This window comes from Lactobacillus sp. PV012, from assembly GCF_014522325.1.
Classification (GTDB): domain Bacteria; phylum Bacillota; class Bacilli; order Lactobacillales; family Lactobacillaceae; genus Lactobacillus.
The window spans coordinates 654,202-679,186 of sequence record NZ_CP041983.1; the positions used below are offsets into that span (position 1 = coordinate 654,202).

18 protein-coding genes and 1 pseudogene are annotated in these 24,985 nt (G+C 34.9%); all 19 read left to right on the forward strand.

Annotation, left to right across the window (positions count from 1 at the left end):
- Nucleotides 1-9 precede the first annotated feature (9 nt).
- The 19 genes and pseudogenes from FP433_RS03335 to FP433_RS03425 all read left to right on the forward strand — a co-directional run bounded on the left by FP433_RS03335 (nucleotide 10) and on the right by FP433_RS03425 (nucleotide 24,948).
- Nucleotides 10-801 carry a phosphatidate cytidylyltransferase gene (locus FP433_RS03335; protein ID WP_265483028.1) on the forward strand — a complete coding sequence of 264 codons (792 nt, stop codon included), beginning with the start codon at nucleotides 10-12 and terminating at the stop codon, nucleotides 799-801.
- Nucleotides 802-815: 14 nt separating this feature from the next.
- Nucleotides 816-2,071: pseudogene (rseP, locus tag FP433_RS03340) on the forward strand (RIP metalloprotease RseP).
- Nucleotides 2,072-2,095: 24 nt separating this feature from the next.
- Nucleotides 2,096-3,793, forward strand: a complete 1,698-nt coding sequence (locus FP433_RS03345; protein WP_265487151.1) for a proline--tRNA ligase — start codon at nucleotides 2,096-2,098, stop codon at nucleotides 3,791-3,793.
- A 10-nt stretch (nucleotides 3,794-3,803) separates the two neighbouring features.
- Nucleotides 3,804-8,111 (forward strand): PolC-type DNA polymerase III, encoded by a 4,308-nt coding sequence (locus FP433_RS03350; protein ID WP_265487152.1) that lies wholly within the window; start codon nucleotides 3,804-3,806, stop codon nucleotides 8,109-8,111.
- Nucleotides 8,112-8,219: 108 nt separating this feature from the next.
- Nucleotides 8,220-8,696 (forward strand): ribosome maturation factor RimP, encoded by a 477-nt coding sequence (gene rimP, locus FP433_RS03355; protein WP_265483021.1) that lies wholly within the window; start codon nucleotides 8,220-8,222, stop codon nucleotides 8,694-8,696.
- A gap of 17 nt (nucleotides 8,697-8,713) precedes the next feature.
- Nucleotides 8,714-9,886 (forward strand): transcription termination factor NusA, encoded by a 1,173-nt coding sequence (nusA, locus tag FP433_RS03360; RefSeq protein ID WP_265483019.1) that lies wholly within the window; start codon nucleotides 8,714-8,716, stop codon nucleotides 9,884-9,886.
- Nucleotides 9,887-9,904: 18 nt separating this feature from the next.
- The gene (gene rnpM / locus FP433_RS03365; protein ID WP_265483017.1) at nucleotides 9,905-10,198 is read left to right on the forward strand and encodes an RNase P modulator RnpM; all 294 of its coding nucleotides are present in this window, start codon (nucleotides 9,905-9,907) and stop codon (nucleotides 10,196-10,198) included.
- A gap of 3 nt (nucleotides 10,199-10,201) precedes the next feature.
- On the forward strand, nucleotides 10,202-10,504 hold the full coding sequence (locus FP433_RS03370) for a L7Ae/L30e/S12e/Gadd45 family ribosomal protein (RefSeq protein ID WP_265483016.1): 303 nt from the start codon (nucleotides 10,202-10,204) through the stop codon (nucleotides 10,502-10,504).
- Between the two features lie 13 nt (nucleotides 10,505-10,517).
- Nucleotides 10,518-13,208, forward strand: coding sequence for a translation initiation factor IF-2 (infB, locus tag FP433_RS03375; protein WP_265483014.1), 2,691 nt, complete (start codon nucleotides 10,518-10,520; stop codon nucleotides 13,206-13,208).
- A gap of 31 nt (nucleotides 13,209-13,239) precedes the next feature.
- Entirely contained in the window at nucleotides 13,240-13,608 is a 369-nt protein-coding gene (locus tag FP433_RS03380; protein ID WP_265483012.1) for a ribosome-binding factor A, read from the forward strand.
- Between the two features lie 57 nt (nucleotides 13,609-13,665).
- Entirely contained in the window at nucleotides 13,666-14,562 is an 897-nt protein-coding gene (gene truB / locus FP433_RS03385) for a tRNA pseudouridine(55) synthase TruB (protein ID WP_265487153.1), read from the forward strand.
- A gap of 11 nt (nucleotides 14,563-14,573) precedes the next feature.
- Nucleotides 14,574-15,506 carry a riboflavin biosynthesis protein RibF gene (gene ribF / locus FP433_RS03390; RefSeq protein WP_265487155.1) on the forward strand — a complete coding sequence of 311 codons (933 nt, stop codon included), beginning with the start codon at nucleotides 14,574-14,576 and terminating at the stop codon, nucleotides 15,504-15,506.
- A gap of 102 nt (nucleotides 15,507-15,608) precedes the next feature.
- Nucleotides 15,609-16,655, forward strand: a complete 1,047-nt coding sequence (gene hrcA, locus FP433_RS03395) for a heat-inducible transcriptional repressor HrcA (protein WP_265487157.1) — start codon at nucleotides 15,609-15,611, stop codon at nucleotides 16,653-16,655.
- A gap of 12 nt (nucleotides 16,656-16,667) precedes the next feature.
- Nucleotides 16,668-17,246 (forward strand): nucleotide exchange factor GrpE, encoded by a 579-nt coding sequence (grpE, locus tag FP433_RS03400; protein WP_265483005.1) that lies wholly within the window; start codon nucleotides 16,668-16,670, stop codon nucleotides 17,244-17,246.
- Between the two features lie 18 nt (nucleotides 17,247-17,264).
- On the forward strand, nucleotides 17,265-19,127 hold the full coding sequence (gene dnaK / locus FP433_RS03405) for a molecular chaperone DnaK (RefSeq protein ID WP_265483004.1): 1,863 nt from the start codon (nucleotides 17,265-17,267) through the stop codon (nucleotides 19,125-19,127).
- Between the two features lie 79 nt (nucleotides 19,128-19,206).
- On the forward strand, nucleotides 19,207-20,352 hold the full coding sequence (dnaJ, locus tag FP433_RS03410; protein ID WP_265487159.1) for a molecular chaperone DnaJ: 1,146 nt from the start codon (nucleotides 19,207-19,209) through the stop codon (nucleotides 20,350-20,352).
- Between the two features lie 107 nt (nucleotides 20,353-20,459).
- Nucleotides 20,460-21,911 carry a restriction endonuclease subunit S gene (locus tag FP433_RS03415; RefSeq protein WP_265483002.1) on the forward strand — a complete coding sequence of 484 codons (1,452 nt, stop codon included), beginning with the start codon at nucleotides 20,460-20,462 and terminating at the stop codon, nucleotides 21,909-21,911.
- Between the two features lie 62 nt (nucleotides 21,912-21,973).
- Complete coding sequence (gene lepA, locus FP433_RS03420; protein ID WP_265483000.1) at nucleotides 21,974-23,812, forward strand: translation elongation factor 4; 1,839 nt, start codon at nucleotides 21,974-21,976, stop codon at nucleotides 23,810-23,812.
- A gap of 437 nt (nucleotides 23,813-24,249) precedes the next feature.
- Nucleotides 24,250-24,948: a class A sortase gene (locus FP433_RS03425; RefSeq protein WP_265482999.1), complete on the forward strand. Its 699-nt coding sequence runs from the start codon at nucleotides 24,250-24,252 to the stop codon at nucleotides 24,946-24,948.
- The last annotated feature ends 37 nt before the right edge of the window (nucleotides 24,949-24,985 follow it).

The following is a 24,985-nucleotide window of genomic DNA, read 5'->3' on the forward strand; positions in this document are numbered from 1 at the left end:
AAGTAAATTATGAAACAAAGAGTAATTACAGCAATTATTGCTTTAATTTTATTCATCCCAATTGTTTGGTTTGGGGGAATATGGATTGATATTGCAGTGTGCCTTTTTGCCGCTGTTGGAATTAGTGAAATCTTTATGATGAAGAAACAAATTTTAGTTTCTTGGGATTTCTGTTTAGCTTTATTAGCCACCTTGACAATGGCTCTTCCAGTAAGCTTTTTTAACTTCTTACCTCATTTTTTAAATAGATATGATGTATTCTTTATGATTGTAATGTTAATGTTGGTGAGAACTGTTTTAACTAAGAATAAAGTCACATTTGATGATGTAGGAGTTTACACTTTGGGAGCTTTATATATTGGAACAGGGTTCCATTATATGGCAGCTGTCAGAAATGCTCATTTAGGTTTGCAAGTATTGTGCTATGTGTTTGTTGTAGTATGGTCAACAGATATTTTTGCTTATTTAGTAGGACGTAAAATCGGTAAGCATAAGCTTTGGCCAGCAATTAGTCCTAATAAGACTTGGGAAGGTTCAATTGGAGCTGTGATTGCAGCAATTATTTGTTCAGCAATCTACGTCTTCTTAGTTCCTACTGGTAGAAGTCCACTTAGCTTAATTATCTTAGCATTTTTCTTATCAATTGTTGGACAAATGGGAGATTTAGTAGAATCAGCTTACAAACGTTTTTATGGCGTGAAGGATTCTGGAAAAATTTTACCAGGTCATGGTGGTATCTTAGATAGATTTGATAGTATGCTTTTTGTATTACCAGTTGTGGCCTTTTTAGGAATTATGTAGAGAGCAGGTAATAAATGAAGGGTATTTTAATCTTTATTGTAGTATTTGGTATCCTTGTTTTTGTACATGAATTTGGTCATTTTATTGTTGCTAAAAAATCTGGTATTTTAGTTAGAGAATTCTCAATAGGGATGGGACCTAAACTTTTTCAAGTAATGAGGAAAAGAACCACGTATACACTTCGCTGGTTACCATTAGGTGGGTATGTACGTTTAGCAGGTCCTGATGATAGCGCAGTTATTGAACCAGGAACAACTGTAGTATTACAATTAGATGATTCTGGAAAAGTAAAAAGAATAGATGCGTCTGGATCTCAAATGCCAATTGAGGGTATTCCACTTCAGGTAAATAAAAGTGATTTGGTAGATAAGTTAACAATTTCAGGGTTTGAAAATGGTGATGAAAACAAACTAAAAACTTATCATGTTGATCATGATGCAACAATTATTGAAAAAAATGGCACAGAACTTTTAATTGCACCACGAGATGTTCAATTCCAAGAAGCAAAAAGTTGGAAAAAATTAGCTACTAATGTAGCCGGCCCTGTAATGAACATTTTGTTAGGTTTTGTAGTATTTTTATTATGGTCATTGACTGTACCCGGTCCAAGTACAACCACTATTAGCAAGGTAGTTCCTAATTCACCAGCTCAAGTAGCTGGAATCAAGCCAAATGACACAATTGTTTCCTTGAATAATAAAAGATTTCAACTTTTGCTCAGGTTGGAGAAGTTGTTAGTGCAAACAAAGATAAGGAAATGAAAGTTAAGGTAAAACAAGGTTCTACTATTAAAACGTTAAAAATAAAACCTAAAAAAGAAAAGGTAGCTGGTCAAACAGCTTACCAGTTAGGAATTTATGCTAAAACTAATGATTCGCTAGGAGCAAAACTAAGTCAAGGCTGGAATACAGCAGTAACTACAACAGGGATGATTTTTAATGCAGTTGGTGGATTATTTAGACATTTTAGTTTAAATAAGCTATCTGGTCCTGTGGGAATTTACTCCCAAACTGCCCAAGTATCCAAAATGGGATTTAGTTACATTTTAATGTTTTTAGGAATGATTTCTATCAATCTAGGGATTGTTAATCTATTGCCAATTCCTGGTCTTGATGGAGGAAAAATACTTTTAAATATTATTGAATTAATCATTAGAAGACCAATTCCTCAAGAAAAAGAGGTCATTGTTGATATGATTGGATTTGTAATTTTATTAGTATTGATTGTTGCAGTAACGGGAAATGATATTTATCGCTACTTTATTAAATAATTAGAATAAATAAGAGGAGAAATTATGCGTCAATCTAAATTTTTTATGCCTACTTTAAAAGAGGCACCATCTGATGCAGTGGCAAAAAGTCATCAATTGATGTTACGTGGAGGCTACATTCGCCAGGTTACTGCTGGGGTATATGCTTACTTACCATTAGGTTATCGTGTATTACGTAAAGCAGAAAACATCATTGAACAAGAAATGGATAAAATTAATGTTCCAGAAATGATGATGCCACATCTTTTACCAGCAACAATGTGGGAAGAGTCAGGTCGTCTTCAGAAATATGGTCCAGAAATGTTTAGACTTGAAGATCGTCATGGACGTGAAAGTTTATTAGGACCTACTCATGAAGAAACATTTACAGAAATTATTGCTAAAAATTTAAAGAGCTATAAGCAAATGCCAATCGCTCTTTACCAAATTCAAACAAAGTTTCGTGATGAAAATCGTCCTCGTTTTGGTTTATTACGTGGTCGTGAATTTATTATGCTTGATGCATATAGTTTTGCTGCAAATCGCGATCAATTAGATAAGCAATTTGATGATGAAAAAATGGCATTTGAAAAGATTTTTGAACGTTGTGGCATCGAAGTGCGTCCGGTTATTGCAGATTCAGGAACAATGGGTGGAAAAAACTCAACTGAATTTCAAGCACCTGCTGCAATTGGGGAAGATACAATTGCAACCAATGAAACTGGAACATATTCTGCTAACTTAGAAATGGCAAAGAGTATCGATACTTTTACTCAAGATCCAGAAGATCCAAAAGAATTAACTAAGGTAGCCACTCCTGGAGCAGACAGTATTGAAAAATTAGCTGACTTCTTAGATGTTCCAGCTACCAGAATTGTTAAAAGCATTTTATTTATTGCGGATGGAAAGAAAGTTTTAGTTTTAATTCGTGGTGATAAAGAAATCAATGAAGTAAAATTAACTCATTTATTAGATGCCGATGATTTACATCCAGCTGATGCACAAGAATTAGAAAAGATCACTGGTAGTGCTAAGGGTGGCGTTGGTCCAATTAATGCAGATTGGGCAGATGAAATCGTAGCTGATGAAAGTATTAAAGATCTTTATAATGTTGTTGTTGGCGCAAATGAAACAGATTTCCAATTTACTAATGCTAATTTAGATCGTGATTTTAAAGTAGATAGATTTGCTGACCTTCGAGTAGCTAATGAAGGTGAACCTGATCCAGTAGATCATTTACCATTAAAATTTACAACTTCAATTGAAGTAGGTCATATCTTTAAATTAGGTACTTACTACACAGAAAATATGGGTGCTGATTTCCTTGATAACCAAGGAAAAGCAAAACCAGTTATTATGGGTTCATATGGAATTGGAGTAACGCGGATGTTGTCTGCTGCTGTTGAACAACATTTAACAGAAAATGGTATTAATTGGCCAAAAGAAATTGCTCCTTTTACAATTCAATTAATTCAGATGAAAATGAAAGATGAAGTTCAAACTAAAGTAGCTGAAAAGCTTGAAAAAAATCTTTCAACGAAGTATGATGTTTTATACGACGATCGAAATGAGCGCCCAGGTGTTAAGTTTAATGATGCCGACTTAGTTGGTGCCCCAATTAGAATTACTATTGGTCGCAAAGCCGGTGAAGGAATCGTTGAAGTAAAAGTAGCTGGTTCTGAAGAAAAAGAAGAAGTTAAACTTGAAGATTTGGACGCATATATTGCTAAAAAATTGAATTAAGGTAATTAATGTGACTAAGAAAAATCAACTTTTTTTACATTTATTAGAACAAATTAAATTTCCAGATACATTTGAAGATAATGACATTCTTCAAAAAGGGGAAATACAAGACGTGGATGTATTTGCAACTGAAAAAAAGTGGCAAATCCACGTTTTTTTAAGTACACCATTAAAATTTAAAACGTATCATTCATTTATAGAGGCTTTAAAAGCTAGCTTTGTTGATATCGTAGATGTCGAATTGGAAATTAAGACTCAGGATGGTGCAAGTGATTTTTTACCGGATTATTGGAATTATGTAATTGAAAATAGTAAATTACCTACATTACAAAAACAAGTTTTGGTAAAAGAGATCCCAAAGTTAAAGGACAATAAATGGTTTATTGCTTGCACAAATAAAACGGCTGAAGAGCTTTTAACAGAAAATGTTCTTGCAGGTTTAAATGAGGAATTTAGAAAATACGGTTTCTTTAATATAAAATTTGCTACAGAAATTAGTACAGGGCAGGAAAGTGAAAATTTAAAGAGTTTAGAGGAACAAGAAAAGGCACATCAAGAAGCGATGCAAAACCTTTTTGAGCAAACTCCGCCTCCACCCATTTCACCTTCAAATGGTGAAAAGACTCAGCGAAGAGAATTTTCACATGGTAAAAAGGTAAGCCCCAAGGCTAAATTTATCCAAATAAAGGAACTAGAAGATGGGGTTAGAAATGTTCTGATTGAAGGAAATATTTTTAATATTGAACTAAAGGAATTAAAATCTGGCAATTTTATTGTTACTGGAGATATTACAGACTATACCGATTCGATTGGCTTTAAGAAGTTTGTTTCAAAAGGTGAAGAGGCAGATTTTTATAAAAGCATCAAACCAGGAACTTGGGCTAAAATCCAAGGTGGCGTTAGTGATGATCAGTGGCAACATGAATTGGTATTCAATATTAGAAGTATTGAGGTTATCGAACATAAGGGTCGCCAAGAAAAATATGTAGGTGAAGACAAGCATATTGAACTCCATACTCATACAACCATGAGTCAATTAGATGCAGTTTCTACAGCAACTGATTACATTAAGGCAGCTAAAAAGTTTGGCCAAAAGGCAGTGGCCATTACTGATCATGCTGATGTGCAAGCATTTCCGGAAGCTTTTGGTGCAGGGAAGAAAGAAGATATTAAAGTTCTTTATGGTTATGAAGCAAATGCAATTGATGATCATGCAAAGCTTGTTTTAAATCCAACTGAAATGGACTATCGTGATCGAGAATATGTAATTTTTGACGTAGAAACTACAGGACTTTCTTCTGTTTATGACACTATTATTGAAATTGGTGCTGTTAAAATGAAAAATGGGGAAGTTATTGAAAAATTTGATGAATTTATTAATCCCCATCATCCCTTGAGTGACACAACCATCAATTTAACTTCAATTACTGATGAAATGGTAAGTAAAGCCGATGATGAAGAAGATGTTATCAAACGCTTTAAGGACTTTTATGGGGATCGTCCTTTGTGTGGACATAATGTTCAGTTTGATGTTGGCTTTATTAATGCAGCTTTAAGAAGAGCTGGAATGGAAGAAATTACTCAACCAGTTGTTGATACACTGGAAGTTTCACGTTTACTTCATCCAGAACAAACTCGGCATACTTTAGATTCGTTAGCTAAAAAGTATGATGTTGTTTTGGAACATCACCATAGAGCCAACCAAGATGCTGAGGCAACTGGCTACTTAATGTTTAAGTTATTGGATGCCTTTTATGCACGTTTTAATGAAGCAGATCTTGGCAAAATGAATGATTATGCCAAATTTGGTGAAGTGTACAAACGTGCCCGTCCCTCACATATGACTGTTTTAGCCTTAAATCAAAAAGGCTTAAAAAATATGTATAAATTAATTTCTTTAGCGAGCACACAATATTTTTATCGAGAACCACGGACACCAAAGTCAGAATTAGATAAATATCATGAAGGTTTGCTTTTTGGAAGCGGGTGTGGCGAAGGTGAAGTATTTGTGGCGATGATGCAAAAAGGATACGACGCCGCAAAAGAAGTAGCCCAGTTCTATGACTTTTTAGAAATTCAGCCACCAGCTGCTTATGAAACTTTAATTGAAGATGAATTAATTAAAGATAGAGCAGAATTAGAAGAAATCATTGGAAATATTTATAAGCTGGGAAAAGAATTACATATTCCAGTTGTAGCAACTAGTGATTCACACTACGTTGATTCTCACCAAAAAATATATCGTAAAATTTTATTGGAATCTAAAAAAGGATACACGAAGAAAAATAAAAATATTCCTGATCTTCCATTTTACACTACACAAGAATTACTTGATGCCTTTTCATTTTTAGGTGAAGAGATTGCAAAGGAAATTGTAATTACAAATTCAAATGCAATTGCAGATAAAATTGAAGAAATTTCTCCAGTTAAAAGTGGTTTATATCCACCAAAGATTGATAATGCTGATGAAGAAATGAAAAAACTTACCTATGATAAGGCTTATGAGCTTTACGGTAAGCCTTTACCTAAGATTGTAAAAGATAGGGTAGAGATGGAATTAAATTCTATTATTTCTAATGGGTATGCAGTAATTTATTTGATATCACAACGTTTAGTAGCAAAATCCAATAAAGATGGATATTTAGTTGGTTCACGAGGGTCTGTTGGATCTAGCTTGGTAGCAACCCTATCAGGAATAACAGAAGTTAACCCTTTAGCACCCCATTATCGCTGTGCAAGTTGCCAGTACTCAGAATTTTTTGAAAATGGGGAATATGGTTCTGGATATGACTTGCCAGATAAAAAGTGCCCTAAGTGTGGTGCTGAATTAGTAAAAGATGGTCAGGATATTCCATTTGCAACCTTCTTAGGGTTCCATGGAGATAAGGTTCCTGATATTGATTTAAACTTTTCAGGAGATTACCAACCAGTAGCTCATAATTATATTCGGGTAATGTTTGGCCCTGATAATTCTTATCGTGCAGGAACGATTGGCACTGTAGCGGATAAAACTGCCTATGGTTATGCAAAACATTACGAAGATGAAAATGAACTTCATTTGCGTAAGGCAGAACTTGAGCGTTTAGCAACAGGAGCCACAGGGGTTAAAAGAACAACTGGACAACACCCTGCAGGAATTGTTGTGGTACCAAATGATATGGATATTTATGACTTTACTCCTGTACAGTATCCTGCCGATGACCAAAAAGCAGCCTGGCTTACTACTCACTTTGATTTCCATGCCATTCACGACAATATCTTAAAATTTGATATTTTAGGACATGATGATCCTACGATGATCAGAATGTTACAAGATTTATCAGGTGTTGATCCAATGACCATTCCTCCGGATGATCCAGGAGTAATGTCGCTTTTTTCAGGAACAGATATTTTGGGAGTGACGCCAGAACAAATTGGCTCAAATACAGGAACATTAGGAGTACCTGAATTTGGGACAAAATTTGTTCGAGGGATGCTTGAAGAAACGCATCCAAGTACTTTTTCTGAATTGCTTCAAATTTCAGGGCTATCTCATGGTACCGATGTTTGGTTAGGAAATGCTGAAGAATTAATTAATCAAGGAATTTGTGAGTTGAAGAATGTAATTGGTTGTCGTGACAACATTATGATGGACTTAATTCACTGGGGTGTAAAACCAGAAGTCGCATTTTCAACGATGGAATCTGTACGGCATGGACGGGGAATTAGTGAGGAAGATATGGCCGTTTTGAAGAAAAATGACAAAATTCCTGACTGGTATATTGATTCTTGCTTAAAGATTAAATATATGTTCCCTAAGGCTCACGCAACAGCTTATATTTTAATGGCCCTTAGAATTGCTTGGTTTAAGGTTTATTATCCAGTAATTTACTACACAGCTTATTTCTCTGTACGAGCAGACTTGTTTGACTTAGTAGCAATGAGTCATGGAAAAAATACAGTAAAAGCAGCCATGAAGGCAATTCAAGACCAGGGAATGGATGCTTCAGCTAAAGATAAATCTTTATTGACCGTTTTAGAAATTGCAAATGAATGTTTAGAGCGTGGAATTAAGATTAAAATGGTAGATATTGAAAAGTCAGAAGCTACAGAGTTTAAGATTCTTGATGATCACACAATTTTAGCACCATTTAATGCGGTGCCAGGATTAGGTGACAATGCTGCTCGTCAAATTGTAGCGGCTAGAACTGAACAAAAATTTCTTTCAAAAGAAGATTTAGCAACTAGAGGAAAAGTATCTCAAACTATTATGGATTATTTTGAAAAAAATGAAGTTTTAGAAGGGATGCCAGATCAAAATCAGCTTTCACTTTTTTAAGGTAAGAAATTTTACAAACATTGATAATTATGCTATCCTAACAGTAGTTCGAATAGCGAGTTCGAGTGAGCAGAAATGCTCACTCTTTTTAGTACGGAGGAATCAAAATTGGCAAAAGTTACTGAAATTGTTGCAAATGTAGTTGCTCCCATCGCACAGGCTCGTGGAGACGAACTCGTTGATGTAGAATACGTTAAGGAACGTTCACAATATTATCTTCGAGTATACGTTGACCGAGTTCCAGGTGGGATTGATATTGAAGAAATTGCTGAATTAAGTGATATTGTTTCTGAAAAACTTGATGAATTGGAGCCAGATCCATTTCCTCAACCTTATATCTTAGAGCTTTCTTCTCCTGGATTGGAACGTCCAATTAAAACAGAAAAGGATTGGGAAAAGGCAAAGGGAGAATATGTTCATGTCGGTCTTTATAAAAAGATTGATGGCAATAAGATGTATGAAGGAACTTTGAAGGATTTTGATGAAGACAAAGTTATATTAGATGTAAAAATCAAAACTCGCAGAAAAGAAATTGAAATTCCTCGTGATGCAATTGCTAACATTCGCTTTGCAGTCGAATTTTAGAAAGGACTGGTAAAATTATGTCTAAAGAAATGCTAGAAGCTTTTTCAACCTTAGAAAAGCAAAAGGGTATTAAACCAGATGTGATAGTTGAAGCAATGAAAGCTGCTTTAGTAGCTGCTTATAAGAAAAATTATAATCAAGCACAAAATGTTGAAGTAGTTTTTGATGAAAAAAAAGGTAACTTCAAAGTTAACGCTATTAAAACAGTAGTTGAGGAAGTTCAAGATCCTCGTCTGGAAGTAAGTTTAAAAGATGCTTTAGAAATTAATGGAGCATATGAAGTAGGAGATGAAATTCGTTTTGAAGTAACTCCTAAGAATTTTGGCCGACTTGCTGCTCAAACTGCTAAGCAAGTGATTATGCAACGTTTAAGAGAAGCTGAAAGAAATCATATTATTGAAGAATATTCTCAATATGAAGATGAAATGGTAACTGGAGTTGTTGAACGTCGCGATAACCGTTTTGTTTACGTTAATATTGGTAATGTAGAGGCAGTAATGCCCCATAATGATCAATTGTCGACTGAAACTTATAATCCTCAAGATAGAATCAAAGTTTTGGTAACTCACGTTGGTAGTGATTCTAAAGGAGCACAGATTACTGTTTCTAGAACTGCACCTGGCCTTGTGAAACGTTTATTTGAACAAGAAGTCCCTGAAGTTTACAATGGTACTGTTCAAATTGTTTCAATCGCTAGAGAAGCTGGTGACAGAACTAAGATTGCAGTAAAAACAGATGATCCTAACATTGATCCTGTAGGTACTTTAGTTGGGCCTAAAGGTGCTAGAGTTCAAAATATTGTTAATGAACTCGGTGGTGAAAATATAGATATTGTTAAATATGAAGAAGATCCTTCTGATTTCATTGCTAATGCTTTAAACCCTGCTGAAGTAATCGCTGTTCAATTCGGTGATGAAAAAGATGAAAAAAATGCTTTGGTAATTGTACCAGATTATCAATTGTCTTTAGCAATTGGTAAGCGAGGCCAAAATGTAAGACTTGCTGCAAGATTGACTGGTTATAAGATTGACATTAAGCCTGAATCTCAAGTAGAATTTGTTGAAGAAAGTTCTACAACTGAGGAAGCTGATAGTAGTCAAGAACCAGTTGAAGATACAGAAACAACAGAAAATAGTGATACTGAAGTAACTTCAGCTAATGAAGACGAAGTAAAAGAAACGCAAGATTAAAGAAATGGGTGAAGTGCTATGAAAAAAAGAAAAATTCCAATGAGAAAAGATCTTTTGACTAACACAATGATGCCCAAAAAAGAGTTAGTAAGAGTAGTGGTAGATAAGGAAAAGAATATTTTCGTTGACCCTACTGGTAAAAAATCGGGACGAGGTGCTTATGTTTCTTTGGAACCTGAAAAAATTGCCAGTGCTCAAAAAAATAGAGTGTTAGAAAAAAGCTTAGGCATTAAAGTGTCTGAAGATTTTTATAAAGAATTGTATGCCTATGTAGAACATCAAAAGGCACGTAAAGAATTGTTTGGTGACTAAAAAGTGCAAAAAGAAGAAAAAATTTTAAATTTTTTGGGCTTGATTCAACGTGCGGGGAAATTAGTAACTGGTTTTGATGCAGTAAAATTGGGCTTAATGCATAAAAAAATAAAAGTTATTTTCATTGCATCTGATTTAAGCGAAAATACCAAAGAAAAATTAAATTTTTTAAATCGAAAGCAACATGTTCCAATCTATGATATGTTATCAAGTAAGCAATTATCTCAAGCATTAGGTAAAGAACGCAAAATAGTTGCGGTTACTGATCAAGGATTTAGTCAAGCAATAGTTAAAAAAATAGAATAAGGAGTGTGGTTTGATGGCGAAAAAAAGAATTTATGAAGTAGCAAAAGAATTGAACATCGAAAACAAGATTGTAGTAAATCAAGCTCAGAAACTTGGTTTTGATGTAAAAAGTCACATGTCCTCCTTGGATGATACACAGATTACAAAGTTAGTTAGCAGTTTAAAGAGTGGAAAGAATAAGGAAAAATCCACTTCTGCAAAAACTCAAGCAGGTAAAAGTAAAATTAAGGTTTCAGTTGGTGCGATTAGAAAGCACGATAAAGCTGAAAAGAAAAATAACCGACCAAAGAAGCAACGACCAAATCATAATAGTAAACAAACTGCTTCTCAACAACCTGCTGCCCAAGATAAGTTAAAACAACTTAAGCAAAAACAACGTGCTGAAGCCGGTGAATTAGATGCACGTGCAAATGAAACACGCCGTAAGTGGCATGAAGAACAAAATTCACAAAAATCTGCTCCTATAAAGAGCTCAAAGAAAGAAGAAAAGCCTACGCAAACTCAAAGACCTAAAATTAAAGAAGGGGCCGAAGCTGTTAAGGCTCATATTCAATCAGCAAAGAAGACTGTTGGACCAAAGATTATTAAGCCATCACCTGCTAGAAATAAGGTAAAGAAGGTAGAGAGTGCTAAGTCAAACGAAAATAATAATCGACACACTTATAACAACCGTAATAATCATTCTTCTAATAACAACTCACAGCAAAGAAGAAGACCGAAGAAAACAGAACCAATTATTGCACCTCCTGTAGAGGGTAAAGATACTAAACCAACAAGAAATAAAGAATTTGGTAAGTCTAAGAAGAGACACCAAACTTATCAACACGAACGAAACGATCATTCAGATAAGGCACGTCGTCGTCGCAATAAGAAAAATAAAGGGATGCAACACACTGAAGTTAAAAAGCAACCTACTCAACGTAAGGAACGTCCATTACCAGAAGTATTAGTTTACGAAGAGGGAATGAATGCTCAAGATTTAGGTAAATTACTTCACCGTGAACCAGCTGAATTAGTTAAAAAGCTCTTTATGTTAGGAGTAATGACTAATCAAAACCAATCTTTAGATAAAGATACAATTGAATTATTGGCTGCTGAATATGGAATTGAAGCAGAAGAAAAAGTTCATGAAGATATTTCGGATATTGATAATCTTTACACTAAAGAAATGGAAGCTTCTAAGAAATCCGAAAATCAAGTAAAACGTCCACCAGTAGTTACTATTATGGGACACGTTGATCATGGTAAGACTACTTTACTTGACCGCTTACGTCATACAAATGTTTCTGAACATGAAGCTGGAGGAATTACTCAGAATATTGGTGCTTACCAAGTTCATGTTGATGATCGTTTGATTACCTTCTTAGATACTCCAGGACACGCTGCCTTTTCAAATATGCGTGCTCGTGGGGCAGAAGTAACTGATGTCGTTATCTTAGTGGTAGCAGCAGATGATGGTGTAATGCCTCAGACTATTGAAGCTATTGACCATGCGAAAAGTGCTGGAGTCCCAATTATTGTAGCAGTTAACAAGATTGATAAACCAGGTGCTAACCCTGATCACGTGATGGAACAATTAATGCAACATGGACTTGTTCCAGAAGACTGGGGTGGAGATACCATCTTTGTTAAGATGTCTGCTAAAACCGGTGAAAATGTAGATGAACTTCTCCAAATGATTTTACTGCAAGCAGATGTGATGGAACTTAAAGCAGATCCAGATCAAAAGGCAATTGGTACTGTTGTTGAAGCTCGTCTTGATAAAGGCCGTGGTCCAGTAGCCGACTTACTTATTCAACAAGGTACTTTGAAGGTTGGAGATCCAATTGTTATTGGTGACACTTACGGACGTGTTCGTGTAATGACCAATGATAAGGGAAGAAGAATTAAAAAGGCTACTCCTTCAACTCCTGTTGAAATTACTGGTTTAAATGATGTTCCAACTTCTGCAGATAAGTTAGTTGTCTTTGAGGATGAAAAGACTGCTAGAAGTGTTGGTGAACAAAGAGCTAAGAATTCTCTTGAAAAACAACGTGAAAATGTTCAACATGTAACTCTTGATAACCTCTTTGATACCATGAAGAAAGAGAATATGAAGGCTGTTGATATTGTTTTGAAGGCAGATGTTCAAGGTTCTGTAGAAGCTTTGCAACAATCACTTGAAAAAATTGATGTTGAAGGTGTAAGAGTTAACATCATTCACGCAGGTGTTGGTGCAATTAATGAATCTGATGTTACGTTAGCTGGTGCATCTAATGCATTTATTATTGGTTTTAATGTACGTCCAACTGCTACCGCAAAGAATCAGGCTGAAGGTGAAGGAGTAGACATTCGCCTTTACAACATTATCTATAAGGCAATGGATGATGTAGAAGCTGCAATGAAGGGTATGCTTGAACCAACTTATGAAGAAAAGGTAACTGGTAACTTAACTGTTCGCGAAACTTGGAAAGTTTCTAAGGTTGGTACCATTGCTGGTGCATTTGTTGATAGTGGCTATGTAACTCGCGATTCAGGAATTCGTGTAATTCGTGATGGTATTGTAAAATATGATGGTAAAGTTGCTTCATTAAAGAGATTCAAAGATGATGTTAAAGAAGTTAAGCAAGGATTTGATTGTGGTATAACCATTGAAAACTTCAATGACATTAAAGTTGATGATGAACTTGAAGCATATGAAATGCAAGAAGTACCTGTAAAATAGGCCAACTCTTTTTGTAAAGGAGTATTTAACAATGAAACACAGAATTGGAAGAGTTGAAGGAGAAATTCTTCGTGAACTAACTAAAATTTTACGAAAAGATATCCGTGATCCTAGAGTTCAAGATGTCACAATTACTGCAGTAGAATGCACAAATGATTTATCTTATGCGACTGTTTACTACAGTTTATTGTCAGATACTCCAGAAGCTGAAAAGCAAGCAGCTGAAGGATTAGAAAAAGCTAAGGGTGCTATGCGTCACTTGTTAGGTCAAACTCTTACTTTATATAAAGTTCCTGAATTAATTTTTAAACGAGATAGTTCAGTAGCTTATGGTAATAAGATTGACAACTTAATTCGTCAAGTAAAAAAAGATGACGAAGCTCGTGAAAGTAACAATTAATAACAAAAAGACGTCTTAGAGACGTCTTTTTTTATGAAAATATTTAAGAGGAAAAATATGATAAATGGAATTGTAGTTTTAAATAAACCTAGAGGAATGACAAGCAGTGATTGTGTATATAAATTAAGAAAGCTGCTCCACATTAGAAAAATTGGTCATGCAGGAACTCTTGATCCGGAAGTAGATGGTGTATTACCAATTGCGATTGGTCAGGCAACGAAGTTAATTGAATTGATGCATGAAAAACCTAAATCTTATATTGGAGAAGGGATGTTGGGCAGTAGAACTGACAGTTATGACCTTCAAGGACATATTTTGGAGAGTCTTGAATTGGAGCAACAATATTCAAGTTCTGATTTAAAAGCAGCAATGAAAAAAATAACTGGCAAAATTAAGCAGGTGCCACCAATTTATTCTGCGGTTAAAGTTAAGGGGAAAAGATTATACGAATATGCCCGTGAAAACATTCCCGTGGAATTACCTGAAAGGGATGTAACTATTTATGATTATCAACTAACGCAAGAGCCACGCTTTGACGAAAAAGATAAACTAGAATATTTTGATTTTTCAATTCAATGTTCGAAAGGAACCTATGTGAGATCATTAGTAAATGATTTAGGAACTCTGTTGGATGTTCCAGCTGTAATGACTAGTTTAACTAGAATAGCAAGTTCTGGCTTTAATATTAATCATGCAGTAACATTATCTGAGATTGAGGAAAATTTAGATCAACCAGAAAAGTGGCTCCAACCAATTGATGAATTTTTCAAAGAATATAAAAAGATTGATTTATCGCAAGCGCAGTTTTCTCGGGTAAAAAATGGAGCTGGAATCCAGTTAGAGGGAGTCTCAGAAGAAAAAGTAGCTCTTTCTTATAATGGAAAAATTAAGGCAATTTACAAAAAGATGGGTAATGAATATCGTGCAGATTTAATGTTACTTCAAAATAGTTAGCAGGTGGTAAAATGAAGGTACTTTCATTGACCTATCCTTGGCAAGAAGAGGTCACAAATACTGGTGTGGTCCTTGCGTTAGGTTTTTTTGATGGTGTTCATCTAGGACATCAAAAATTAATAAAAGATGGTAAAAAAATTTCTCTCGAAAAAAATCTCCCTTTAATGGTGATGACCTTTACCAAGCATCCCCTTGAAATACTTGATACTACAAAAAAAGTTCAATATTTATCAACAAATGATGAAAAAATGAAATATTTTGAAAAATTAGGAGTAGATTATTTATTATTTGTCAATTTTACGCCAAAGTTTAGTAAGCTTACACCTGCTGAGTTTGTCAATAAAGTAATTTTGCCTTTAAAGGCAAAAGTGGTGATAGCAGGTTTTGATTATACCTATGGAAGTAATAAAAATATTGCAAATATGGAAAATTTACCTCGATTTGCAAAGGGAAGGTTTGTAACTAAAATGGAACCAAAGCAAAATTATAAAGATAAAAAGATTAGTTCAAGTAGAATAAGAGAAGCTATTAAGAATGGAGAAATGAGTCTGGCTGCTCAGCTATTAGGGCACCCGTATGAAATAACAGGTGAAATTGTCCATGGTTTTAGAAGAGGTCATGAGCTAGGATTTCCAACAGCTAATATTGATATTTCTGGGAAAAAGGTTTTACCTAAACCAGGGGTCTATGCCACTAAGGCTAAAATTGATGGCAAGTGGTATGAAGCAATGACAAGTGTCGGCTATAACGATACATTTGAAAATAAAAATTTAACTATTGAAACCCATCTCTTTGGCTTTGATGAAGAAGCATATGGAAAAGAATTAACTGTTGCTTGGTATAAATTTATGCGAGACAATGTCAAATTTGATGGCGTTGAAAATCTAATAAAGCAACTAAAAAGTGACGAAAGAAATATTAAGCAATACTTTAAAGATAAATAATTTTTATATTTTAGCACTTAGCTTGCTTTTTTGCTAATTTATTAGTATCATAATAAATAGTTAGCACAGATAAAACTTGAGTGCTAATAAAGGGGCGATAAAATGTTGACTAAACGGCAAGAGTTAATCTTGAAGATGATTATTCAAGACTTTGCTCAAACAAATGAACCAGTTGGTTCTAAAACCGTGATGACTCAACTGCCAATTAAAGTTTCAAGTGCAACGATTCGCAATGAAATGGCAGTCCTAGAAGAAAAGGGCTTACTTGAAAAAACTCATTCTTCAAGTGGACGTATTCCCTCTAGCGATGGCTATCGCTATTATCTTGATAATTTAGTTGATCCGGTTCAAATACCGACAAAGGTGTATGACAAGATAGGATTACACTTAGATCAACCTTTTAGTCAAGTTAATCAGATTGTACAAGAAGCCGCTAAGATTTTGTCAGATTTGACTAATTATACTGCCTTTGCTGCAGGTCCTGAAACTGATGGTAGGTTGATTACCGGTTTTAGAATTGTACCATTATCTGCACGTCAAGTAATGGCGATTTTAGTTACAGATGATGGCAATGTTAAGAATCAAATTTATTCTTTACCTACTAAGATTAGTGGGCAAGAAATTGAAGAAGCTGTTAGCTTAATTAATAAGCAAGTTGTAGGGAAGCCTGTGACTGCGATTAATCAAGCAATGATGCAAGAAATTGCGCAGCATCTACTTTTAAGAGGCTCATCACCAGAAGTCCTAAAACTTCTTGAAGATGTGATAAAAGATTCACTTAGTGAAGAATTATATGTAGATGGTCAAATTAACTTATTTAATAATTCAGAAAATAAAGATGTTAGACAAATAAAATCTTTATATGAGTTACTTGATAAAAATGATGAAATTTGTAGATTAATTGGTCTTAGTTCTCAAAGTCCTGATTCCCACAGAGTTCAAGTTACTTTAGGAAGTGACTTACCTTCTAGCTTACTAGATAATTACAGTTTATTAACTGCTCATTATACGGTGGGAAAATATGGAAGAGGTACAATTGCTCTTTTAGGTCCGACAAATATGCCTTATTCACAAATGATTGGGTTGCTTGATTCTTTTCGGACAGAATTAGCACAGAAATTACTTGATTATTATGGAAGGCTAAATTAAAGGAGGCTAGCTGTGAGTAAAGAAGAATTTCCTAAAGAAGAAGACTTGAAAAATAAAGTTACTCCAGATGAAGCAGAAGATAAGAAACAAGAAGTAGATTCTAAAAAACAAGCAGAAGATCCAAAAATTTTAGCATTACAAGCTAAGGTGGATGAATTAACTGCTAAAAATCAAAAGCTTGAAGATAGTTATCTTAGAAGTCAAGCAGAAATTCAAAATATGCAAAATCGTTATACTAAAGAACGAGCTCAATTAATAAAATATGAGGCTCAAAATTTAGCTAAAGATGTTTTGCCTGCAGTAGACAACTTAGAAAGAGCATTAGCAGTTAAGGCAGATGATGAAGCTGCTAAGCAACTTCAAAAGGGTGTCCAAATGACTTTAGATGCTTTAGTAAAAGCCTTAAACGATCATGGTATAGAAGAGATTGAAGCCAAAGGAGCTGCTTTTGATCCTACTTTGCATCAAGCAGTTCAAACAGTAGCAGCTGATGATGACCATCCTACTGATCATGTAGTTCAAGTTTTACAAAAAGGGTATAAATATAAAGATCGTACGCTAAGACCAGCTATGGTAGTTGTAGCTCAGTAATGAAAGGAAGCTTATAAGATGTCAAAAGTTATCGGTATTGACTTAGGTACTACTAACTCAGCAGTAGCAGTACTTGAAGGTAACCAACCTAAAATTATTACTAATCCAGAAGGTAACCGTACCACTCCATCCGTTGTTTCATTTAAAGATGGTGAAATTCAGGTAGGGGAAGTAGCAAAGCGTCAAGCAATTACTAATCCTAATACAGTGATTTCAATTAAGAGTCATATGGGTGAAGATGGTTACAAGGTTAAAGTTGGAGACAAGGAATATACTCCACAAGAAATCTCTGCAATGATTTTACAATACATTAAAAAGTTTGCAGAAGACTACTTAGGTGAAGAAGTAACCGATGCAGTTATTACAGTACCTGCTTACTTTAATGACGCTCAACGTCAAGCAACTAAAGATGCTGGTAAAATTGCTGGTTTAAATGTTCAAAGAATTATCAATGAACCAACCGCTTCATCCCTTGCTTATGGTTTGGATAAAGATGAAGAAGACGAAAAGGTTTTAGTTTACGACCTTGGTGGTGGTACCTTTGACGTTTCTGTTCTTCAATTAGGGGATGGAGTTTTCCAAGTCCTTTCAACTAATGGTGATACTCACTTAGGTGGGGATGACTTTGATAAAAAGATTATGGATTGGTTAATCCAAAACTTTAAAGATGAAAATGGCATTGACTTATCAAAAGATAAGATGGCTCTTCAACGTTTAAAAGATGCTGCTGAAAAAGCAAAGAAAGACTTATCTGGTGTAAGTTCAACTCATATTTCACTTCCATTCATTTCTGCTGGTGAAGCAGGTCCACTTCACTTAGAAGCTGACTTAACTCGTGCTAAGTTTGATGAATTAACTAATGACTTAGTAGAAAAGACTAAGATTCCATTTGATAACGCCTTAAAAGATGCAGGCTTAACTGTAAATGACATTGATAAGGTAATCTTAAACGGTGGATCTACTCGTATTCCAGCTGTTCAAGAAGCAGTTAAAAAGTGGGCTGGTAAAGAACCTGACCACTCAATCAACCCTGATGAAGCTGTAGCTTTAGGTGCAGCAATTCAAGGTGGTGTGATTTCTGGTGATGTGAAGGATATTGTTTTACTTGATGTTACTCCATTATCACTTGGTATCGAAACTATGGGTGGTGTATTTACCAAATTAATTGATAAAAATACCACTATTCCAACTTCAAAGAGTCAAATTTTCTCAACTGCAGCTGATAATCAACCAGCAGTAGATGTTCACGTTTTACAAGGTGAACGTCCAATGGCAGCTGATGATAAGACTTTAGGACGTTTTGAATTAACTGATATTCCACCAGCACCACGCGGTGTTCCACAAATCCAAGTTACATTTGATATTGATAAAAACGGTATTGTAAATGTTTCTGCTAAGGATATGGGAACTGGTAAGGAACAAAAGATTACTATCAAGAGTTCTTCTGGTTTATCAGATGAAGAAATTAAGAAAATGCAAAAAGATGCCGAAGAACATGCTGAAGAAGATAAGAAGAGAAAAGAAGAAGTTGATTTACGTAACGAAGTAGATCAATTAATCTTCACAACTGATAAGACCTTGAAAGATGTTGATGGTAAAGTTCCAGAAGCAGATATCAAGGCAGTGAAAGATGCTCAAGAAGCATTGAAGAAGGCACAAAAAGATAATAACCTTGATGAAATGAAGGAAAAGAAAGAAGCTTTATCTAAGGCTGCACAAGATTTAGCTGTTAAACTTTACCAACAAAATGGTGGAGCTCAAGGCAATCCACAAGGTGGTCCTCAAGGACCTCAACCAAATGGTGATCAAGGTAACAATGGTTCTTCAAACGATGGTTCTACTGTAGATGGAGATTTTCACAAGGTAGACCCAGATAAGTAAAATAGCTATAATAATAGATAAAAAGAAAGAACTGCGGAATGTAGTTCTTTTCTTTTCTAAATATTGAAGGAGAAAATTTATGGCACAACATGATTACTATGAGATACTAGGGGTAGATAAATCTGCTAGTGATGCCGACATTAGTAAGGCCTACCGAAAATTAGCAAAAAAGTATCACCCTGACTTAAACCATGAACCTGGTGCTGAAGAAAAATATAAAGAAGTTAATGAAGCTTATGAAGTGCTTCATGATAAGGATAAACGTGCACGCTATGACCAATTTGGACAAGCTGGTGTAAATGGTCAAGGTGGCTTTGGTGGCGGAGCTACTGGTGGCAATCCTTATGGTGATTTTAGTGGCTTTGGTGGTTTTGGTGACATTTTTAGTGACCTTTTTGGTGGAGGTTCAAGACAAAGAAATGTTGACCCAACTGCACCTCAACGCGGTCAAGATTTAGACTACACAATGACGATTGACTTTATGGATGCAATCAAAGGTAAGGAAACTGATATCACCTATACAAGAAGTGAAACTTGTCCTACTTGTGATGGTAGTGGAGCTGAAAAAGGAACGCATCCAATTACCTGTGACAAGTGTCACGGAACTGGTCATATGACAGTCACTCGCCAAACTCCATTTGGTGTAATTCAACAACAAACTACTTGTGACAAGTGTCATGGTACTGGAAAGATAATTGAACATCCTTGTCAAACTTGCAAGGGTAAAGGAACTGTTAATAAGAAACAAACTCTTCAAGTTAAGATTCCAGCGGGTATTGATAATGGTCAACAAATTAGATTGGCTGGTCAAGGTGAAGCTGGTAAAAATGGTGGCGAGTACGGAGATCTTTACATTGTGTTTAGAATTCGTCCAAGTAAAGAATTTACCCGTCAAGGCACCACTATCTACAGCAAAGTTCCAATTTCTTTTGCTCAAGCAACTTTGGGTGATCAAATTCAAGTTGATACTGTTCATGGAAAAGTTTCTTTGAAGATTCCAGCAGGTACACAACCGAATACTCACTTTAAGTTACGTGGTGAAGGTGTACCAAAGCTTAATGGTGAAGGTAACGGAGATCATGAAGTAACTGTAGATGTTACAATTCCTAAGAAGGTAAATGATAAGCAAAAAGAAGCTTTAGTAGATTTCGTTAAAGCTGGAGGTGGGAATATCACCCCACAAGAAAAGAACTTTTTTGAACGCTTAAAAGATAAATTATCTTAGAAAGAAAGTAGTCACTGGTTGTTAGTGGCTACTTTTTCTTTTTATAGGAAACATAGTATAATTAATAAGATTGATTAAAGAGTAATTTATAGGTGGTGGCGTTCTTAGTGAATAAGGTAGAAAAATTAAAAGCTGATGTGCAGGGATTGCGGGAAAAAATCCTTGATTTAGCAATGCGAGGGAAACTGGTTAAACAAGATGTAAATGATGAACCTGCAAGTGTTTTGCTTGAGAAGATTAGAATAGAAAAAGAACAATTAATCAAAGAAAAAAAGATCAAGAAAGCTAAACCACTTCCTGAAATTACAGATGAGGAAAAGCCTTTTGATATTCCTGATAGTTGGGAATGGGTGAGATTGGGGGAAATAGGAGAAATTATATCCGGTGGTACTCCAAAGACGAAGGAAAAATCTTATTGGGAAAATGGAAATATTCCTTGGATCACTCCAGCAGTAATGTCAGAAGTAAAAGATGAAAAAATATTTAGAAGTAAAAATATAAAATATATAAATGAAGAAGGGTTGGCGCACTCGTCGGCAAAATTAATTCCAGCTAATTCTTTAGTTGTATCTAGTCGTGCACCAATAGGTTATATTAATTTAGTTCCTTTTGAATATACGACTAATCAGGGGTGTAAATCAGTAACAATATTTGGCAACACATCGCCTTCGTATTTATATAATGCTTTAAAGTTTAGAGTACCTGATATGGAAAAAAGAGCATCTGGGACTACTTTCAAGGAAATATCAGGAACAAAGTTTGGCCAAACTATTATCCCGCTCCCACCACTTAACGAACAAAAACGAATTGCTGCCAAAATTGAAGAACTTTTTGCTTTACTTAATACTATTGAACAAGCTCAAAAGAAGTATGAAGATTTACAAGGAGAGTTAAAAGAAAAGATTCTTAGTTTAGGGATACAAGGGAAGCTTGTTGACCAAGATAAAAATGATGAATCCGCAAGTATTTTAGTTGAGCAGATTAATGCTAAAAAAGAACAACTAATCAAAGAAAAGAAAATCAAGAAAACTAAGCCGCTTCCTGAAATTACAGATGAGGAAAAGCCTTTTGATATTCCTGATAGTTGGGAATGGGTGAGATTGGGGGATGTATCTGATATTCAAATGGGACAAGCTCCTAAAGGTACTAATGTAAATGAAAAAGGAATAGGTTATGAATTTCATCAGGGAAAGACTGAATTTACCGATGAAATAATTGGGAAGTCTTCTAAGTATACAACCGATGATAAAAAATTAATAAATTCAGATTATATTCTTATGGCTGTCCGGGCTCCAGTTGGGGATGTAAATTTGACTGATCGGTCAATGGTAATTGGACGTGGTTTAGCTGGAATCAACGGATTGATCAATAATAAAAAATATATTTTTTATTATTTGGCATCTGCTAAAACATATTTTGAGACTAATTCTACAGGAAGTACATTTAAAGCTGTAAATGGAAATGTAGTTAAAAATACTCCTGTTCCTCTCCCACCACTCAACGAACAAAAAAGAATTGCTACTAAGATAGAAGAACTTTTTAGCACAATAGATAATTAATTTTTAGTAATTAAATAAGCCATAAAGCTTTGTTATAATTAGAAAAGAATAGGGTGAAATTTATGGATATTGAAAAATTAAAAGACTACCAAAAGCATATCAGAAACTTTTCAATTGTAGCTCATATTGATCATGGTAAATCTACAATTGCTGATAGAATTTTGGAATTAACTGATACTGTTTCAAAAAGAGAGTTAAAAGAGCAATTACTTGATGATATGCCATTAGAGCGTCAACGTGGAATTACGATTAAGTTAAACTCTGTCCAAGTTAAGTATCATGCCAAAAATGGTGAAGATTATATTTTCCACTTAATTGATACGCCAGGACACGTGGACTTTTCTTATGAAGTATCTCGTTCACTTGCTGCTTGTGAAGGTGCGCTTTTAGTAGTTGATGCAACTCAAGGTGTGCAAGCTCAAACTTTAGCAAATACTTATTTAGCTATTGATGATGATTTAGAAATTCTTCCAGTCATTAACAAAATCGACTTACCATCTGCTGATCCAGAAATGTGTAAGAGCGAAATTGAAGAAATGATTGGTCTTGATGCTGAAGACGCTGTCGAAGTATCTGGAAAGACTGGCCAAGGAATTCCTGAATTACTTGAAAGAATTGTCCAAGATATTCCGGCGCCAGAAGGAGATATTGAAGCTCCCCTTAAAGCTTTAATTTTTGATTCAAAATATGATGATTATCGTGGGGTAGTTTTAGCCGTAAGAATTGAAGAAGGGACTGTTAAACCTGGCGATAAGATTAGAATTATGAACACTGGAAAAGACTTTGAAGTTACTGAAGTTGGTGTTTCTAGTCCTAATCCGGTTAAGAAAGATATGTTAATTGCTGGGGATGTAGGTTACATTACTGCCAACATTAAGTCTGTTCGTGAAACTCGTGTTGGGGATACCATTACAAGTGCTGAAAATCCAACTCCTGAACCTTTACCAGGCTATCGTCAAATTCCACCAATGGTTTATTCAGGAATGTATCCAGTTGATAACCAAAAATATGATGATTTAAAAGAAGCATTACAAAAATTACAATTAAATGATGCAGCTTTGGAATTTGAGCCAGAAACCTCTCAAGCACTTGGTTTTGGTTTCCGGTGTGGTTTCTTAGGTTTACTACATATGGATGTGGTCCAAGAAAGACTGGAACAAGAATTTGGCATTGATTTAATTATGACGGCGCCAAGTGTTGATTATCATGCAATTATGAATGATGGATCAACTAAGTTAATTGATAACCCAGCAGATCTTCCAGAAGCAGGAGAGTACAAAGAAGTTCAAGAACCTTATGTGAAAGCGGAAATCATGGTTCCTAATGATTTTGTAGGACCAGTTATGGAATTGTGTCAACGTAAGCGCGGAGAATTTATCACAATGGATTATATGGATAAATACCGTGTAAATGTTAAATACAATATGCCATTAGCTGAAATTATTTTTGATTTCTTTGATGATTTAAAATCTTCAACTAAAGGTTATGCATCCCTTGATTATGAAATTACAGGTTATCGTGCAACTAACTTGGTAAAAATTGATATGTTACTTAACAAAGAACCGATTGATGCTTTAAGTTTTATTGCCCATCGTGATGAGGCTCAAGCACGTGCTCGTCAAATGACTACATTACTTAAGAAACTAATTCCACGTCAAAACTTTGAAGTTGATATTCAAGGTGCAATTGGAGCAAAAATTATTTCACGTGCGACAATTAAACCTTATCGTAAAGATGTTACTTGGAAGATTCACACAGGAGATCCTGATAGACGTGCAAAACTCCTTGAGAAGCAACGTCGTGGTAAAAAGCGAATGAAAGCCGTTGGTAAGGTAGAAGTACCACAAGATGCATTTATGGCAGTTCTTAAGATGAATGATGATGACATCAAGGGTAAGTAAAACTTTTAAATTTTTAGAGTATCAATAATTTGGTACTCTTTTATTATTTTGGAGAAAACTCTTTCATATGGTTTCCATTATACTAGCATATTAGGAGGCTCATGCCTAAGAAATACCTAAAGCTGGTTACTTTAGGTGTCTGTTTAGCTTTTTAGCTTTAGTTGTGCTCTTGCTGTTTCAAATGCAAGGGCTTTTTTATACAAATCACAAGTACTCAAATTTTATAAATTTTGTATTACAGATTATTTAATGTAGATATAGCAGTAGCAAGCTGTAATAGGTGTGAAGCCGTCCAGATAAATAATTTTTTCAAAGTTTGGAGTATCAGTAATTTGGTACTCTTTTTTTCAATAATTAACACTTTGCCTAACTTCCTGTATAATAGAAAAAGATTCAAAAATTGAGATAATTTACGTAAAGATGAGTGAGTTGTTTTTATGAAAAAAGATTCTTCAAAGAAAAGTAAAACTAGTAAATCAACAATATGGCTAAGAGTAATAGCGATAATTTTGTTGGTGGTAGGTGTAGCTTTAATTTTTAGCCCTAAAATCCGCGATGCAATGGTTAAGCAAAATCAAACTACAGCCTTGAAGAGCATCAGTCGTTCCTCAGTAGAAAAAAATGAAAAGAAAAAAGGAATGTTTGATTACTCGAAAGTAAAAGATATTGATTTTGGCAAAGTAACAAAAAGTAGGGTAAAGAATACTTCAAATGCAATTGGAGCAATTGCAATTCCAGCAGTAAAAATGTATCTGCCTATTCTTAAAGGTCTAAGTGATGATTCCTTATCGACAGGTGGGGGAACAATGCGTGCTAATCAAGTTATGGGGAAGGGAAACTATCCATTAGCAGGTCACTATATGACAGCAAATGGTGTCTTATTTTCTCCACTGGAAAATACTAAAAAGGGTGAAGATGTTTACCTAACTAATCTAAAGAAAGTATATGTCTACCGAATTTATTGGAAGAAAAAAGTTGATCCAACTTCTGTTTGGTTAGTAAATAACACGAAAAAGAGTATTGTAACTTTAATTACCTGTGCTGATGGCGGGGTAAATCGTTGGGCAGTGCGAGGAAAGTTAATCAAAACAGAAAACGCAACTAAAGAAAAATTGCAAACTTTTAAATTAAAGTAGAAAAAGACTACATTAGTCTCGCTGACTATGTAGCTTT

Bases quoted from the DNA above. Each gene is read 5' to 3' on its own strand.
- FP433_RS03335 (WP_265483028.1), top strand. From the start codon at position 10: ATGAAACAAAGAGTAATTACAGCAATTATTGCTTTAATTTTATTCATC.
- FP433_RS03345 (WP_265487151.1), top strand. From the start codon at position 2,096: ATGCGTCAATCTAAATTTTTTATGCCTACTTTAAAAGAGGCACCATCT.
- nusA (WP_265483019.1), top strand. From the start codon at position 8,714: ATGTCTAAAGAAATGCTAGAAGCTTTTTCAACCTTAGAAAAGCAAAAG.
- rnpM (WP_265483017.1), top strand. From the start codon at position 9,905: ATGAAAAAAAGAAAAATTCCAATGAGAAAAGATCTTTTGACTAACACA.
- infB (WP_265483014.1), top strand. From the start codon at position 10,518: ATGGCGAAAAAAAGAATTTATGAAGTAGCAAAAGAATTGAACATCGAA.
- FP433_RS03380 (WP_265483012.1), top strand. From the start codon at position 13,240: ATGAAACACAGAATTGGAAGAGTTGAAGGAGAAATTCTTCGTGAACTA.
- truB (WP_265487153.1), top strand. From the start codon at position 13,666: ATGATAAATGGAATTGTAGTTTTAAATAAACCTAGAGGAATGACAAGC.
- ribF (WP_265487155.1), top strand. From the start codon at position 14,574: ATGAAGGTACTTTCATTGACCTATCCTTGGCAAGAAGAGGTCACAAAT.
- hrcA (WP_265487157.1), top strand. From the start codon at position 15,609: ATGTTGACTAAACGGCAAGAGTTAATCTTGAAGATGATTATTCAAGAC.
- dnaK (WP_265483004.1), top strand. From the start codon at position 17,265: ATGTCAAAAGTTATCGGTATTGACTTAGGTACTACTAACTCAGCAGTA.
- dnaJ (WP_265487159.1), top strand. From the start codon at position 19,207: ATGGCACAACATGATTACTATGAGATACTAGGGGTAGATAAATCTGCT.
- lepA (WP_265483000.1), top strand. From the start codon at position 21,974: ATGGATATTGAAAAATTAAAAGACTACCAAAAGCATATCAGAAACTTT.
- FP433_RS03425 (WP_265482999.1), top strand. From the start codon at position 24,250: ATGAAAAAAGATTCTTCAAAGAAAAGTAAAACTAGTAAATCAACAATA.